The following is a 17,888-nucleotide window of genomic DNA, read 5'->3' as shown; positions in this document are numbered from 1 at the left end:
AACGAACAACCTGTTCGATACCGGACAAAGTAATTGTAGCATATACTACTAATTATCAACCAATTAGTCCTTTGGCATATTATTTGTGACAACATCAGCAAATAAATAATAAAACAAACGTTGGATAAGCTATGAATACAACTTACATCAGGCAATTTTTTCAAGAATGTAAAACAAAACCATATTTATGTTTTGTATCTATATTTGGTACGGCATTTGCCATAACACTGATCATGATGTATGTAATGGCACATCGTTCTTTTATGATCAATATCGAGCCTGAAGTAAACAGAGAGCGTACTCTTTATGTAAAATGGGTGGGTATGATAAACAAAGAAACTGGTCATCATGTCGGAGATGGTTATTTATCGCTGAAAACAATACGTGAGTGTTTCCAATCTTTGAAAACAGCCGAGAATATATGCATAATCTCTCCTATCAAGCTAGAATTAAGCTCTATCAAGAATGGCCTCCAAAAAAAAAGTTTTATATTATTCACAGATGATGTGTTCTGGAAAATTATGGATTTTAAGTTCATAGATGGAATCCCTTATACAAAAGCCGAATTTGATGCAGGTATTCGAAAAACAGTTATTGGAGAGAGTCTTTGCTTAAGCCTTTTCGGGACTGTGGAAAACATTGTAGGCAGCACGATTGAGTTCAACCATATTCCCTATACAATATGCGGTATAGTGAAAGATGTAACCACTCGAGCCACCTATTCATTTGCCAATGCCTGGGTTCCTTTCACTTCAGTTCCTCCGGCGCCCCCCACTGACCCGGAAAACATAACCGGTAATTATAAATGTATGATTGTCGCTCACTCTTCCAATGATTTTGAAAAAATACGAAAGGAAGTACAACAACAAATAAACAGGCACAACTCATCTCTTACTGAAAATGAAATAACTTTATACCGCCAACCGGACACAAAATATGTAGAAGAAATGCGTTTCGGATCAGGATATCCCCACATGCGCGAGAAATATATTGAGTTAGCTGTCACCCTAATGGTTATTTTATTAGTGCCGGCCCTTAACCTTTCAGGTCTGACGTCCTCCCGTCTGAAAGATCGCATGGGAGAATTAGGTATACGAAAAGCATTTGGTGGAACTCGATGGAATATTATCAAACAAATTCTTCTTGAAAACATGATTCTTTCACTGATAGGAGGGTTGATCGGACTGATCATATCCTATTTCGGCATGTATATAGTGAGAGAGTGGGTATTCACCTCTACTACTTATTTTAGCTTGAATATTGACCCAGATATCCCTACTAAAGTCCTCATCAACCCGGGAACATTCATCATTGCTTTTCTATTTTGCACCCTTCTGAATCTGTTGAGTACTGCAATACCAGCATGGAGAATCACATCCCAACCTATTGTCGAGTCATTAAAAAACACTTAAAGATAAAAACATGGTAAAACATATACTCACAATTATAAAAAATCAGCGCAAAAATTATCTTTGGATCCTCATTGAGCTATTAGTTGTATTTATTTGCCTATGGTACATAGTAGACTATACGGGGACTTACCTGTATATCCGCCGACAACCTGTGGGATTCAACATCGAGCATACATATAAGCTGACACTAAATGAATATACATCGGATAATGCACAATACATCTCATCTGAAAATAAGCATACTACTATCGGTGAAGATTTACTTAATTTACAAAAGAATATCCGTCTCCATCCGGATATAGAAGCCGTTTCCATCTCTAAATATTCACAACCATACGCTGCTACACAATATACTAATAAAAGAAAATTCAGTCAGATTCACCTGAATGATTCGTCGGTATTTATGCAACGATACGAAATTTCACCATCGTTTTTCAGAGTATTCAGGATAAGTGCCCAAGCCGGAAGCATCGAAAAATTAGAAAAGAATCTGTCTCCGCAAACTATTATATTGTCACAAGAAGGAGAAAAAAGATTGATTCCAGGTTCATCCGGCATTGGGAAATGGGTAAATATTGACAAGGATGCTTTATCCCGACAAATCACCGCCATTTGTTCGCCGATACGTAATACTGAATATTTCAAAGCGGAGCCTTGTTTTTATATACTTTTGCAAGACGAACATATTGCTTCTGAACTAAATTCAAATAATCTGGGAGAGATGGAACTATGCATACGGGTAAAACCGGAAAAAGACAATGCAGAATTTCCGTCCTGCTTTCTAAATGATTTGACATGGCAAACTAATATTGGAAATTTATATGTCATTGATGTACTTCCTACCTCTGTTATACGAAAAACAATTATCAGTCCGATGACTAGTAAATTCCGCCCCCGGCTACTGATGTTGTTTTTTCTGTTAGTAAATATCTTTTTGGGAATCTCCGGAGTATTCTGGCATCGCACACAACATCGTCACGAAGAATTAGGAATCCTGATGGCTTTTGGAGCTAATCGTAACAATTTACACATCTTATTAATTGGTGAAGGGGTCCTTCTGCTTACGATTATAACTATTCCTGCTACCATCATGTGTTTCAACATTTGTCTGGCAGAACTGATCGACACATATTGGATGGACTTTACAGCCGTTCGTTTTCTGACCAGTATATTTGTCACTTATCTACTCATGGCAATTATGATTATATCAGGAATATGGTATCCGGCCCATCTGGCTATGCGGTTAAAATTGGTGGAAGCGTTATCCTATGAATAATGCATCTATAACTAATAATGAACTGTTCATTTTTTACGAGAAAAGAAGCAGGTAAATACAGGTTAATATCTATCTTTGCCAAAGAAAACGTTACAGATATGTCACACAGGATTCACTTCCTTATTTTTACAGGTCTTTCACTGATGTTCTGTTCATGCCGGAAAGAAAACAGGTTTGAATGGCAAGTTAATCAAAGACACATGGAAGTATCTCTGAACAAAGAATCTGATTCGCTCTATGTCATTCATTTGAATACAGACCAACCCTCCCACTCTGTTTGGAAATTGCCTTATCCAGTCTATCAGTTTGATTATGGAGATGTTACAGGAGACGGGATGCCGGAAATCATTGTGGGGGTTATCAAGCCTACCCGATTCGATCCCAAACCTGACAAGCGGTTATTCATTTACCGGATTGCAGATGAAGCGTATATCCGCCCACTTTGGTTAGGTTCGAGGGTAGCACAACCTTTGGAAGATTTCAGAGTGATTCGTGAACATACTTCTGTGTTGATACGCACCATGGAACGGGAACGAAGTGGAAAATATCTGATAGCGGAATATGCATGGAGAGGTTTTGGTCTGGATTTTAAGGGATATCTGAAACGCGAGACAGAAGAAAAGGAGGCCAAACGCATTCTTGAACGTTAACGTTAGATACTATCATTTATATATGGCAATTTATAGAATAATGAAAAACATGAGACGACTATTATTACTGTCCTGTACACTAGTTCTTATTCTTTGCGGATGCAAGAACAAGAATAAAAACACCTCAACGGCATTGGCACAAGATACTGTTACGACTGCCACTTCATTATTGACCGATACGGTTCTACCTCAATCTATTGATTTGAAGCAGGATATCAGTCGTTACTCTTTTCAGGAGTTACGTTTATTACGTAGTTATCCATACGCTATACACGGTTATCATTTTATGGAAGCGGACATCAATGCTTTCTTCTCGGCCAATACGAAATGGTATAATGATCTTGTCTGGAAGTTATGGGAAGAATCGGAGGCAAACGGAGAGAATAAATTTCCGGAAAACTATGATGAAGTCAAACTGACGGCTGAAGAAAAGGCTTTTGTAGAACGCATCGATGCTCGCATGGCAGAAATGCGTCAGCAACAGTTTACTCAACGAGACTCTTATTATTTAGGAAATGCAAATAATATAGTCAACCTGTTCCAATTCAAAGATATAGACGAGGCATTACTAGCCAAGTTGCAACAGAACAACTTTGCCATTACAGAGGGAAGTAACTTACAGTTGTTTCATGCTTACGAAGAGAATGATTATCGCCAAGTGCCCAATTTCATCACCACTGACTTATATTTACAGGCATTTCACATGTATTTCTCTTATGTACTGAAAAGTCTGGAGAAACAACACATCATTCCTACTTTGGAAAGACTATGTCTATCACTCAACGCAACTTGCATAAGCATCTCCCGCCAGACAGAAGACGAATCTCTGAAAGATATGGCAGAATATGCCGCTACTTTCTATGCTATCCCTTATTATTTGCTGACAAAGGAAACGCCCAATCTCCCTGCTAAGTATCAAAAAGCATATCAACAGGAAATAGAACATATTAATGCACAAGAAGATGATTTCTCGGAATTTCTTTCATACAAAGAGGCATACTTCCCATACAGTCTTTTCAAACCACGCGGACATTATACCCGTGAACCCCAATTACAGGCATACTTTCAGGCTATGATGTGGCTTCAAACTGCCTGCTTTTGCAGAGAACAACAAGAACAGCTCAAACAAGCAATCTTTCAAGCTACCGTACTATCCACTTATAAGGATATGGCCGAGACACCACTAATGGAACTATACCAACGCGTCTATACACCACTTACCTTCCTGATGGGTGAGACTGATAATCTTTCTCTTCTCGATATTGCACAGATTCTGAAGAAAAATAAAGCAGAATATACTGAAGATGCATTGACTCCGGTTCAAATAGAAAAGGTGAATCAAGCGCTCATTGAACTGGCAAAAAGCAAGAACAGGATCAAACCTAAAATAGAAATCTCCTGCCGGGACAAAATCAACTTTATGCCACAAAGATATCTGGCAGATAATGAAGTTCTTCAGGAATTGGTAGACGTCACCCCAAACAGCAAACGTGCTTATCCGAAAGGATTGGATGTCTTTGCCGCTTTCGGAGTAAACTCCGCCGAGACTTTACTGACTGATTTTTACAAAGAACCGGGCAACTGGAACCAGTATACCGGAGAATTACAAAAACTGAAAGATAAATTCAAAGCTTCCCAGCCTGCGCAAGTATCTGTCTACGAATTATGGATGAAAAGTCTGTTCACCATGCAGAAAACGGATAAGAGCCAGCCGGGATTTATGCAAACACCCGAATGGGGATACAAGAACCTGAATACAGCTTTGGCATCTTGGGCTGAATTGAAGCATGACGCGATCCTTTACGGAGAACAGCCCATGGCTGCAGAATGTGGAGGTGCCGGCCCTCCTGATCCGATCGTAGTGGGATATGTAGAACCGAATCTTCCTTTCTGGAAGAAAATGTCAGGAATTCTGCAAGCCACCCAACTGGTTCTGCAACAAAGCAATTGCCTGACGGATGACTTGAAAGGAAAAACAGAGCAGTTGCAAGACTATGTCAGCTTTCTGATTCAAGTAACTGAAAAGGAACTGCGGGGAGAAAAACTGACCGAACAGGAATATCGCACTCTTGAGTATATGGGAAGTAGTATAGAATATTTCACTCTGTCTGTGCTCGATCCGGATTTACATCTGGATAACTGGTCATTAGTGCAAGGTCCGGACAAGTCGATAGCTGTAGTGGCTGATATTTATACCCGCAACGTGAGTGGATGTGATAAGAATGGAGTACTGCATGTGGCAACAGGAAATGCCAACAATATCTATGTGGTAGTAGAAATAGAGGGTAATCTCTATCTTACCCGTGGTGCCACATTTAGTTACTACGAGTTTGTCCAGCCACTGGATACCCGGCTCACGGACGAAGAGTGGCAGAAAATGCTGGAAGAAAAGAAAGCACCTGCCGTCCCGGAATGGATGAAAAAGATCCTGCTGGAGAAAGAACCGAAAGTAGATGACAGAGTTTTTTATAGTTCAGGATGCTAATATCCTTTTCCCGAATTAACCGGATTATAGGTAGTATAGGTCTGTTACTGCTTACTGCCTGCCAGCACCCGTCAGAAGAATGTCTCTCTATCGCTTTCACCGGAGATGTTCTTCTGGACAGAGGGGTACGCCAACAGATTCAACGGGGAGGTGTCGAAGATTTATTTGCGTCAGTAGCTCCTCTCTTTCATCAAATGGACGCTACGGTAATCAATCTGGAATGTCCCGTCACTTCCGTTCGTTCGCCGCTACACAAGAAATATATTTTTCACGCGGAACCAAGATGGATGGAAGAATTGGTTAAAGCCGGCATCAGTCATGCGGCTTTAGCGAATAATCATACTATGGATCAGGGACGAAGCGGATTGACAGATACTTATCAGCATCTCTTATCGGCAGGAATCACTCCGATAGGATATGGTAATACTTCTTCCGAGAGTTGCCAACCCGTAGTGATAAAGAAAGGAAAAATTAAAGTAGCACTCTTCAATTCAGTTACACTTCCTTTGGAGAATTGGGTATATTTAGAAAATGATCCCGGTATTTGCCAGCAAACCACGGAAGAAATAGAAGAGGAAATTAAGAACTTCAAGCAAGAGAATCCCGAAAGTTATGTGGTCGTTATTCTCCATTGGGGAATCGAGTACCAATCCTCTCCTACTATGAACCAAAGAAAGGGAGCACACCGACTCGTTCGTGCAGGTGCGGATGCTATCATCGGACATCATCCGCACGTCATTCAGAAAGAGGAATATTTCAATGGTAAGCCCATCTTTTATAGTCTGGGCAACTTTGTATTCGACCAACGAAAACCGGAAACATCACAAAGCCAGATTGTGCAACTCAATTTTACATCTACGGCATGCAAAGTTAAAGCGCATCCCGTAACGATCCATCAATGCAAACCGGAAATCCAATAAATTAAATAGCTTTCCAGAAAGTTTGGAAATCTCGGTATCTGCCGTAACAAACCAGTTCATCTCCTTCTTCCACTTTCTCATTCTCCGGTAATTCATTCTTCACATGAAGCTCGGTCAGAGAAATACCCAGGCAGTTGGTGATCTTATTCGCCCGTTTCAAGCCTATCATTTTTAAATGAAACTCTTCATCCAAGTTTAACTCATTTACAAAATATCCTACAAATTTCTTCGGAACCGTAAACTTCACAACATAATAATCCTGATCGATGCGGAACCCTTCCATGTTTGTGCCGAAGTCGAGCAGTTGCACCAGACTACGGGCTGCGTCTTCTTCCGGAGTCAGGATTCTTTCCAGATCAAAGGCCTCAAGCACCGCTTTATGCACGGCATCAATAGCACGGGCAAAAATACGGGGAACCTTTTTCTGCTTCAACAGGGCAACGACTCGTATCGACGCACCAAAATTCTCTCCAATCGCTACAATAACTATATCCACACTATTCAATGGCAACACTGATAATGATTGTTCGTCAGTGGCATCAATGACAAAAGCTGTAGCAACCTTATCTTTGATGGAGTCTACACGACTTTCGCTTATATCCGCACCTATAATTTCGTGTCCCAAGGCGGACAGTTCTTCCGCCAACACATGGCCGTAATTTCCTAAACCAATAATAATATACTTCATAGCTTTAGTTTATTATGATGTTATCACTTGGATAACGGTATTTTGTATTCTTTTTCTGTTTGACGATTCCCAACATCAATGTTATTAACCCCACACGACCAATAAACATCAACAAAGACACCAATAGTTTGCTCGCGTCACACAAATGAGGGGTCAGGTTCAAACTGGAACCCACGGTACTAAGCGCAGAGACACATTCGAAAGTCAATGCCATAATGGAAACACCCGGTTCGAGTATGCTCAATGTGAAAATAAAAATGAATAAGACTCCCAATGACATGACTACTGTTGCATTGGAACGCCGGATTGAATCGTAAGACAATTCCCTGCCGAACACTTCCACTCGTTCAGTGCCACGCAATACGGCTACAAGATTCAGAACTACGACCGCAAAAGCATTCACTTTCACACCACCTGCCGTGGACTGTGATCCACCGCCCACCCACATCAGGAATAGATAAACCAACAATGTCTGCACGCTCAATGATGCCAGGTCGACACTGCTGAAACCGGCTGTTCGCGGACAAGTGGCATTAAAGAAAGCTTGTGTCCACTTATCTGCCACAGGCATACCGGCAAAAGAACCATTCCACTCAAAAGCAGCAATAGCCAATGTGCCGATTAATAAAAGCAGAAAAGTCATGATTAACACGATTTTCGTATTCAGGTTATAGAGGTGCTGCATTTTATGCCGATCCAGTTTGCGGGTACGAATCAATTTCCAGAAACGACGGAGGTGATACAATACAATATCCTTGAAATTGACAAGGATGGGGAAACCGATACCACCAAATATAATCAATAGAGAAACGGTAATAAACAGCCAATTGTGGTTAGTCATCACCATCGGATTTCCTAAATTGCCGGAAAGCGTAGAAAAGCCCGCATTGCAAAAAGCTGAAATAGAATGGAAAGCAGCAAAACCCAACTCTCCTTCCAGAGTCATTCCCAACGTTCCGTGAATACTAAACCAAATCGAAACCATACCGATCCCTTCAATCACTAAAGTGAAGCCTAATATATATAATAAAGTAGACAGCAAAGAACCTAATGAATTGGAACTAACCATATCACGCACAACAAGCTGGTTGTAAATGGAGGTATTCCCCATGAAGAACATGGCGAAGAAACTGGTTAATGTCATCACTCCCAATCCGCCAATCTGAATCAGCAGGATAATGACAACTAATCCTGAAGTGGTGAATGTAGTAGACACGTCTACCGGTACCAAGCCTGTAACGCATACGGCACTGGTAGCGGTAAATAAAGAGTCTACCCAGGTGATACCATTTACCGTGCAGCGCGGAAGCATCAACAAGCCTGCTCCAATCAGAATAATAGCCATAAAACTGACTGCCAATATCAAAGACGGATTGGTACGCCGTCCTAACAGACGCACCAGCCCATTGGACAGATTGAGGAAAGAAAGGACTAACAATAACAAAAGATGATAAAACTTCCCATGTAAGAATTCCCAAATATGCAAAATAGCTCCTTCTTCTTCCGGACGATGGAATATAACAGGTACTAACGTGAAATATAACAATCCACTCAAGATCCAAGCTAATCGCCGGTATTGTTTTTTGGTATTCCGGTATTCCAGCGAGATATGTAAAGTTACATCAATCAGAAAGATGATCCAGACAGTTTTATACAATGTCTGTAAATTCGCCACTTCATCAATAGACAAGGGAAAGCCATGTTCATATACTACTCCGACAATCAATAATAATGACGCCAGATAGGTGAGTGCTTCTACCAGCCCTAACAAGATACGCACATAGGGTTTTAGGAGTTTATTCTGATACAATAAAAACTTATGATAAATCTTCATATCATCTTTTTTAACAGGGTCGTGCAAACTTAACTAAAATAACGATCAAACACGATTCTTTGTTGACAAAATTTTCTGAATATTAAAAATTTGACTACTTTTGGCAACAGAAAACTAAAAAACTACAATATTATGAGTGAAAAAAGAAAACGGTATATTCTACCGGAAGAAGAAATTCCACATTACTGGTACAACATTCAGGCCGATATGGTGAACAAGCCTATGCCTCCGTTGCACCCGGGAACCAAACAACCGCTGAAAGCAGAAGATTTATATCCGATTTTCGCAAAAAAGCTGTGTCATCAGGAGCTAAATCAGACGGATGCATGGATCGAAATACCGGAAGAAGTGCGTGAAATGTACAAGTACTACCGCAGCACTCCGCTGGTTCGTGCTTATGGTTTGGAAAAAGCACTCGGCACTCCGGCTCATATCTATTTTAAGAACGAAAGCGTAAGCCCTATCGGTTCGCATAAGTTGAACTCTGCATTGGCACAAGCTTATTATTGTAAAGAAGAAGGAGTTACCAACATTACCACTGAAACTGGTGCCGGACAATGGGGAGCCGCTCTTTCTTACGCAGCCAAGGTTTTCGGCCTGGAAGCTGCCGTTTATCAGGTAAAAATCAGTTATGAACAAAAACCATACCGCCGCAGCATCATGCAGACTTTCGGAGCACAGGTCACTCCTTCTCCATCTATGTCTACCCGTGCCGGTAAGGATATTCTGACGAAACACCCCACTTATCAAGGTTCATTGGGAACTGCTATTTCGGAAGCTATCGAACTGGCACAAATGACTCCCAACTGTAAATATACGCTCGGTTCCGTACTTAGCCACGTGACTCTCCACCAGACTATTATCGGACTGGAAGCTGAAAAACAAATGGAAATGGCAGGCGAATATCCGGATATCGTGATCGGTTGTTTCGGAGGTGGTTCCAACTTCGGAGGTATCTCTTTCCCGTTCATGCGCCACACCATACAGGAAGGGAAAAAGACTCGTTTCGTTGCTGCCGAACCTGCTTCTTGTCCGAAACTGACACGTGGTAAGTTCCAGTATGACTTCGGTGATGAAGCCGGATATACCCCGTTGCTACCTATGTTTACTTTGGGACATAATTTTGCTCCTGCTCATATCCATGCCGGTGGACTTCGTTATCACGGCGCAGGTGTAATCGTTTCACAGTTACTCAAAGATAATCTGATGGAAGCGGTAGATATACAGCAATTGGAGTCTTTCGAAGCCGGTTGTCTGTTTGCGCAGTCTGAAGGTATTATTCCGGCTCCCGAATCCAGCCACGCTATTGCGGCGGCTATCCGCGAAGCTAACAAATGTAAGGAGACAGGAGAAGAGAAAGTGATTCTTTTCAATCTTTCGGGTCATGGTCTGATCGATATGGCTTCTTATGATAAGTATTTGGCCGGTGATCTGGTGAATTATACATTGAATGACGAAGATATTCAGAAGAATTTAGACGAGATAGGAGATTTAGCTAAATAAATTACCTACCAGTTTCAAGTTTCACCACCGATTACACAGATTAACACAGATTTAATTGTAATTCGAAGATTGTCGATATAAAAATCCGTGCTAATCTGTATAATCGGTGGTATTTTTTCATTCCCTATATTTACTTTCTCTCTATTGAATACCTCCATATAAAAGATTTTGCTATCTTTGATGCCATTATTAATCTTATGAACTAATAATGAACAGCCTTAAAAAAACAACAATCTGTCTACTCTTTCTATGTATAGGGGTTAATTGCGTTTTTTCTGAAGTTCCGGAGCAAATTAACTTCTCTTATATTTCTATTAACGAAGGATTGTCACAAAGCACCGTATTTTCTATCGATCAGGACCAAAGAGGTAATATGTGGTTCGCGACCTATGATGGAGTAAACAAGTATGACGGGTATTCATTTACAGTTTATCAACATAATGAAGAGGATCCGAACAGTATTGCTAATGACATTTCACGAATCGTAAAAACTGACAGTCAGGGACGTGTCTGGATCGGTACGCGGGATGGTTTGTCATATTATGACGAAGAAAAAGACAAATTCAGAAATTTCTTCTACGAGAAAAAAGGCAAACGGCAACAAATCAATGGTATTGCAGAAATCTCACCGGAACAGTTGCTTATAAGCACACAAGAAGGTCTGACTATGTTCGATATTAAAGAATCACGATTCGTTGATGATTCTTTTAGTACCGCTATGCACAAGCTTATAGCTTCAGCTCTTTACAGACAGGGGGATATTATCTATATCGGTACCCCGGTCGACGGGCTTTACAGCTATTCCATTCCTCAAAAGAAACTGGAAAAGATTACTCCGATAACGGAAACAAAACAGATTCAAGCCATTTTGCAGCAATCTCCTACCCGTATATGGGTAGCTACCGAAGGAGCCGGTCTGCTTCTGCTCAATCCGAAAACGAAAGAGGTCAAGGCTTATCATCATTCTTCTTCCAATCCTAAAAGTATCAGTTCCAATTATATCCGCTCTCTGGCACTGGATTCGCAAAATCGCTTATGGATAGGAACGTTCAATGATCTAAACATTTATCATGAAGGAAGCGATTCTTTCGTTTCCTACAGTAGCAGTCCGGTAGAAAACGGCAGTTTGTCACAACGTTCGGTTCGCAGTATCTTTATGGATTCGCAAGGAGGTATGTGGCTTGGAACCTATTTCGGGGGATTGAACTATTACCATCCTATCCGCAACAGATTCAAGAATATCCAGCGTATTCCCTATAAGAATTCTCTAAGCGATAACGTAGTCAGCTGCATTACGGAAGATAAGGATAAGAACTTATGGATAGGAACGAATGATGGTGGTTTGAATCTGTATAATACAAAGACACAACAGTTTACGCACTATATCTTACAGGAAGACGAACGGGAAATCGGTATTGGTTCCAACAATATCAAAGCCGTATATGTAGATGAACAAAAATCACTTGTATATATAGGGACACATGCCGGCGGACTGACTGTTCTCCATCGAAACAGTGGAAAAATGGAAAGTTTCAATCAGCTGAACAGCCAGTTGGTGAATGAGAATGTATATGCAATTCTTCCTGATAAAGGGGGAAATCTCTTATTGGGGACATTAAGTGCTCTGGTTAGTTTTAACCCGGAAAAAAAGAGTTTTACCACCATTGATAAGGAAAAGGACGGTACTCCATTTACTTCACAACGAATCACAATCCTGTTCAGAGATTCCCATAAACGGCTTTGGGTCGGGGGTGAGGAAGGTATATCTGTCTTTCAGCAGGAAGGAATCGAGATAGAAAAGGTGCCTATTCTGCCGGAATCATCTGTAACAAAGACGTTTACCAATTGCATTTACGAGGCTGCCAACGGTATCATCTGGGTAGGTACGCGTGAAGGCTTCTACTGTTTTAATGAAAAAGAAAAGAAAATCAAACGATATACTACGGCTAACGGTTTGCCTAACAATGTGGTATATGGTATTCTGGAAGATACTTTCGGACGTCTTTGGGTAAGTACCAACCGTGGTATTTCCTGTTTCAATCCGGAAACAGAGAGGTTCCGTAATTTTACGGAATCCGACGGATTACAGAGTAATCAGTTTAATACTTCTTCGTTCTGCCGTACTTCGAGCGGTCAGATGTATTTCGGAGGTATCAACGGGATCACTACTTTCCGCCCGGAACTGTTGCTGGATAACCCTTATACGCCTCCGGTAGTTATCACTAAACTTCAACTGTTTAACAAGACAGTTCGCCCGGATGATGAAACCGGTATCCTGACTAAGAATATCAATGAGACAGAAAGTATCACCCTGAAATCATGGCAAACTGCTTTCACGATTGAATTTGTAGTATCCAATTATATTTCCGGACAACATAATACTTTCGCTTATAAACTGGAAGGATATGACAAAGAGTGGTATTATCTGACAGATAAACGTACTGTCTCCTACTCCAACCTGCCACAAGGCACTTATCACTTTTTGGTAAAAGCTGCCAATAGTGACGGAAAATGGAATACTGTACCTACAATGTTGGAAATCATAGTTCTCCCTATCTGGTACAAGACCTGGTGGGCAATCATGATTTTCCTCGCCACTTTTATCGGGTTTATCACTTTCGTCTTCCGCTTCTTCTGGATGCGTAAGAGTATGGAAGCGGAACTGGAACTTGAACGCAGGGACAAGGAGCATCAAGAAGAAATCAACCAGATGAAGATGCGTTTCTTCATCAATATTTCGCACGAGCTTCGCACGCCGTTAACTCTCATCTTAGCTCCTTTACAAGAAATAATCAATAAGATTAGTGATCGCTGGACTCGTAACCAACTGGAATATATCCAACGCAACGCCAATCGTCTGTTGCATCTTGTCAACCAGTTGATGGATTATCGCCGTGCCGAATTGGGAGTTTTTGAGCTGAAAGTAAAGAAAGAGAATGCGCATCAACTGATACAGGATAATTTCTTGTTCTACGATAAACTGGCACGCCACAAGAAGATTACTTATACTCTCCACTCCGAACTGGAAGAAAAAGAGGAACTTTTCGATCCGAATTATCTGGAACTGATCGTTAATAACCTGCTTTCAAATGCTTTCAAATATACAGAAAGCGGGCAAAGCATTACTGTTACGTTGAAAGAGGAAAACAATTGGCTGGTACTGCAAGTTAGTGACACCGGTATTGGTATTCCTATCAACAAGCAGGGAAAAATATTCGAACGTTTCTATCAGATAGAGAGTGAGCACGTAGGAAGTGGCATCGGGCTGTCATTGGTACAACGTTTGGTGGAACTGCATCACGGACGTATTGAGTTAGACAGTGAAGAAGGCAAAGGCAGTACTTTCTCTGTTTATCTGCCACAGGATATAAACATCTATAAATCTTCCGAATTAGCTTCTAATGACGCTAAAAATGAGGAGGACCAAGTTTATTCTACCAACTCGAAAGAGATGTATTTCATTGATACGGAAAAAGTAGAAAACGAAACGATCGAAACCGGTGACAAGAAACGTGGTACGATTCTTATCGTAGAAGACAATAATGAAATTCGCCATTATCTAAGTAGCGGACTTGCCGAACTTTTCAATACACTGGAAGCCGGAAATGGTGAAGAAGCCCTGGAAAAGCTGAAAGAGAATGAAGTGGACATTATTGTGACTGATGTCATGATGCCTGTGATGGATGGTATCAAGCTATGCAAGAATGTGAAGCAGAATATCCGTACCTGTCACATTCCTGTGATTATCCTGTCTGCCAAAAGCGAAACCAAAGATCAGATGGAAGGCCTGCAAATGGGCGCAGATGATTATATCCCGAAACCATTCTCGCTGGCTATCCTGACTACGAAGATACAGAATATGATGCGTACCCGCAGGCGTATGCTTGAACGGTATTCCAAATCTCTGGAAGTGGAACCGGAAAAGATTACGTTCAATGCCATGGATGAAGCTTTGTTGAAACGTGCCGTTGCCATCGTAGAAAAGAATATGGATAATATTGAATTCTCTACCGACGAGTTCGCCAGAGAAATGAATATGAGCCGTTCTAATCTGCACCTCAAATTGAAAGCTATCACAGGTGAATCGACTATCGACTTTATACGCAAGATTCGTTTCAATGAAGCGGCAAAATTACTGAAGGATGGCCGTTATACAATAGCAGAAGTCAGCACAATGGTAGGATTTAATACGCCGTCTTACTTTGCTACGAGTTTCAAAAAGTATTTCGGATGTTTGCCTACAGAGTATATTAAGAAGGCAAAGGGATAAACAACTAGAGAGGTAAATCCAAAAATATTATGATTTTTACGGAATCCAATCCATAAAAATCATAATATTTTTGGATTGGAAGAGAGTTTATACATAACAAACAACCCCAATGTATAAAACAGTACTTTTCTTTTTTTCAGTAGGGTTTTGAGCTAAATTCATAGTTACAAGGATTAATCTAGCACAATAGTCTTTTTAATAATTCTTCTTGGAGCTATTATTTTCTTCGTTCCCTAATAAATTTGCGTTCCACTTAAGTAGAGCGATAGTTCGACTTAAGTGGAACACAAACTAGAATGTAGAGCTAATTATTATTTATAGAAGATAGGAAACTAAACACAGTATTAAGACAGCTTATCTCTTATTGACAACTAGCGTTTAGTTCGTCTCCGTACCGTTTCCCTTCCGTATCAAAATGAATTAGTTCATTTCATAAAAGAATAGGATGAAAGTTACATTATGATGTATAAAAAGCTTAATATCAGCCTAAAAACCGTTCTTCTAAACATTATTAATATATGATTCAACAATATTAATATCAAAAAATCATTTTTTGAACAAAGTGTGAACAAGACAAATCATCATTTCTAAATAAACAGATTACATTTGCAAACAGTAAAATATAACTTTTAATAATTAAAACCTAATAAAGTATGAAGAACATCTTCTTTATTTGTGTGTTCGGTCTGCTAGCATTTGCCGGATGCTCAGACAACGAGGAGGAAATATTGACCGGAGGCAATATAGACATAGATATGCTTCCTCCTAATCAGCCTAATGATGTGATCGATGAAAAACTATTTGCAGTTATCAATCTTGATTATCCAGGACTGGAAAAAGCCAAAGAATTTTATAATTCAGGGAAATACTACTATGCAGTAAATGAATTATTAGAGTATTACAGAAATCGAACAAGTGTCATCAACCCTAATATCCAACTGATGAACACACCAATTACGGCATCTGAACTAAATATAGCTGACCAAGCATTAGAAAACAGATTTTATGTTAGAGGTTTTGCAGAGCGAGTCGAAGATGGAAAAGAGATCTATTATTCTTTTACTAAAGATAATAAAATAGACTGGTCGTTCATTCCCAGTAAAGTCACTGACCAAGAATTTAAATATCAGATTCATCGCCATCAATGGATGCTCCCACAAGCAAAAGCCTATCGCACAAGTCGTGATGAAAAATATGCAGAATCATGGATCAATGTTTACTCGGATTGGCTTAAGACTTTTCCTTATGAAGAAGGAACAACATTCCCCGAAGAAGGAGGACAAGAGAATGATGTTGATTATCAATGGAAAGGTTTACAGGTAGCTGAAAGAGTTATCTCACAAATAGATATCATGACTTATTTCATTCAATCTAAAAATTTCACGCCAGAATGGCTCTCTGTCTTCTTGACAGCATTTGCCAAAGAAGTAGAATGTATTCGTTTGAATTATTATAAAGAAGGTAACATTCTGGTTACCCAAGCACAAGCTGTAGCAATGGCAGGCATACTCATGCCTGAGTTCAAGAATGCTAATGAATGGCTATCAGAAGGTTCTCAGAAACTAGGAGAACAAATAGATAAACAGTTCCTTGCAGATGGAGTACATTACGAATTTGATATTAGCTACCACGTTGGTGCCATCTCTGATTTTTATGAAACTTACAGAATAGCTCAATTAAATAATAAAGCCGGCGGATTTCCGGCAGGATACCTTGAGAAGTTAAAATTACCAGCTCATTTTGTCATGGATATCACTTATCCCAATTACAGTGTAGAAAACTTTAATGATACCCGTTCCAGTCGTTTAGGAAAAAGTGTACTCATTAAAAATTTCAAAAAGTATGCAGAAATGTTCCCAGATGATCAAGAAATACAATGGGTGGCTTCAGAAAGACTAAGTGGATCCACACCTACTTATTTACAAAAAGCTTATACGAATGGAGGGTATTATATTCTGCGTAATAAATGGGATGACCAATCTATGATGATGATACTAAAAAACAACAATACTAATAAAAAATATCACTGTCAACCAGATAACGGTACATTTAGTTTATATAAAGGAGGACGTAATTTCTTCCCTGACGCAGGGTCATACGCATACAGTGGGAGCGATAGAGAGAGCTATCGCGAAACAGCCAGACATAACACGTTAACCATAATGAGTAAAACAATACCTGACGATAGTATGAAAGGAAAATTGCTTCAATTAACAACAAAGACGGATGAATCAACATCCTATGATGTCTTGGTTACTGAAAATCCGACATATACTGTTTCAGCTGAAAAACATCTGAATTTGACCCATCGCCGTTCTGTATTTTTTGTTAATCAAAAGTTCTTTGTTATAGTAGATGAAGGATATGATACCACAGCAGACCATAACAGTAACATCAATGTGAATTTTCATTTATGTCCTATTGAAAACGCATCAAGCGATGTTGTAATAGACGAAGGACAAAAAGACAGCCATATTTACGGTGCACATACGGCTTTTAGCGACAATAATAATATCATGCTTAGAACCTTTGTTGAAACAGCCAACAATTATAGCGCATCCGTAAAAACGACTAATACTTCTAATGATATAGGACAAAAAACCGAACGTAAAGGTTATCAAGTTACCATACGCAAACCTAAAATAGAAAATGGTGCTGCAAGATTCATCAGTATAATATACCCAATTAATGAAGGTACGGAAGCAGCAAACATCAATATGACAGCCACATTTACAGATATAGCAGATGATGAGGTCGCTGGAACATTCCATGCAAATGGAACATCAGTAAAAGTAATTATTGATAATAAAGAATATAATTTGTCATACACACTTAATTAATATATCTAAG

10 protein-coding genes are annotated in these 17,888 nt (G+C 39.8%); 8 read left to right on the top strand and 2 right to left on the bottom strand.

Features of this window, described 5'->3' with window-relative positions; genetic code table 11:
* Positions 1-131 precede the first annotated feature (131 nt).
* The 5 genes from N5O98_RS15715 (at position 132) to N5O98_RS15695 (ending at position 6,743) form a co-directional block, all read left to right on the top strand.
* Positions 132-1,412, top strand: a complete 1,281-nt coding sequence (locus N5O98_RS15715) for an ABC transporter permease (protein ID WP_022199927.1) — start codon at positions 132-134, stop codon at positions 1,410-1,412.
* A gap of 10 nt (positions 1,413-1,422) precedes the next feature.
* Entirely contained in the window at positions 1,423-2,688 is a 1,266-nt protein-coding gene (locus tag N5O98_RS15710; protein WP_195664434.1) for an ABC transporter permease, read from the top strand.
* 200 nt (positions 2,689-2,888) lie between these two features.
* Positions 2,889-3,338, top strand: coding sequence for a hypothetical protein (locus tag N5O98_RS15705; protein WP_004302200.1), 450 nt, complete (start codon positions 2,889-2,891; stop codon positions 3,336-3,338).
* A 49-nt stretch (positions 3,339-3,387) separates the two neighbouring features.
* Entirely contained in the window at positions 3,388-5,823 is a 2,436-nt protein-coding gene (locus N5O98_RS15700; protein ID WP_022199929.1) for a DUF3160 domain-containing protein, read from the top strand.
* A complete protein-coding gene (locus tag N5O98_RS15695; protein WP_004302198.1) occupies positions 5,817-6,743 on the top strand; it encodes a CapA family protein in 927 nt (308 codons plus the stop codon). Before N5O98_RS15700 ends, N5O98_RS15695 begins: the two co-directional genes overlap by 7 nt.
* 1 nt (position 6,744) lies before the next feature.
* Here N5O98_RS15695 and N5O98_RS15690 read toward each other — a convergent pair whose 3' ends face one another.
* Both N5O98_RS15690 and N5O98_RS15685 read right to left on the bottom strand, forming a co-directional pair.
* The gene (locus N5O98_RS15690; protein WP_004312467.1) at positions 6,745-7,431 is read right to left on the bottom strand and encodes a potassium channel family protein; all 687 of its coding nucleotides are present in this window, start codon (positions 7,429-7,431) and stop codon (positions 6,745-6,747) included.
* Positions 7,432-7,435: 4 nt separating this feature from the next.
* Positions 7,436-9,265 carry a TrkH family potassium uptake protein gene (locus tag N5O98_RS15685; RefSeq protein WP_004312468.1) on the bottom strand — a complete coding sequence of 610 codons (1,830 nt, stop codon included), beginning with the start codon at positions 9,263-9,265 and terminating at the stop codon, positions 7,436-7,438.
* Between the two features lie 132 nt (positions 9,266-9,397).
* On the opposite strand from N5O98_RS15685, the gene N5O98_RS15680 reads away from it, so the two are divergent.
* The 3 genes from N5O98_RS15680 (at position 9,398) to hepC (ending at position 17,878) form a co-directional block, all read left to right on the top strand.
* Positions 9,398-10,768 (top strand): TrpB-like pyridoxal phosphate-dependent enzyme, encoded by a 1,371-nt coding sequence (locus N5O98_RS15680; RefSeq protein ID WP_004312469.1) that lies wholly within the window; start codon positions 9,398-9,400, stop codon positions 10,766-10,768.
* A gap of 208 nt (positions 10,769-10,976) precedes the next feature.
* Positions 10,977-15,038 carry a hybrid sensor histidine kinase/response regulator transcription factor gene (locus tag N5O98_RS15675; RefSeq protein ID WP_004312470.1) on the top strand — a complete coding sequence of 1,354 codons (4,062 nt, stop codon included), beginning with the start codon at positions 10,977-10,979 and terminating at the stop codon, positions 15,036-15,038.
* Positions 15,039-15,691: 653 nt separating this feature from the next.
* The gene (hepC, locus tag N5O98_RS15670; RefSeq protein WP_269495816.1) at positions 15,692-17,878 is read left to right on the top strand and encodes a heparin-sulfate lyase HepC; all 2,187 of its coding nucleotides are present in this window, start codon (positions 15,692-15,694) and stop codon (positions 17,876-17,878) included.
* Positions 17,879-17,888 lie beyond the last annotated feature (10 nt).

The organism is Bacteroides sp. LFL-34, from assembly GCF_027257075.1.
Classification (GTDB): domain Bacteria; phylum Bacteroidota; class Bacteroidia; order Bacteroidales; family Bacteroidaceae; genus Bacteroides; species Bacteroides ovatus.
Note: the sequence above shows the minus strand (reverse complement) of the source record. Positions and strands in the feature narration are given on the sequence as shown.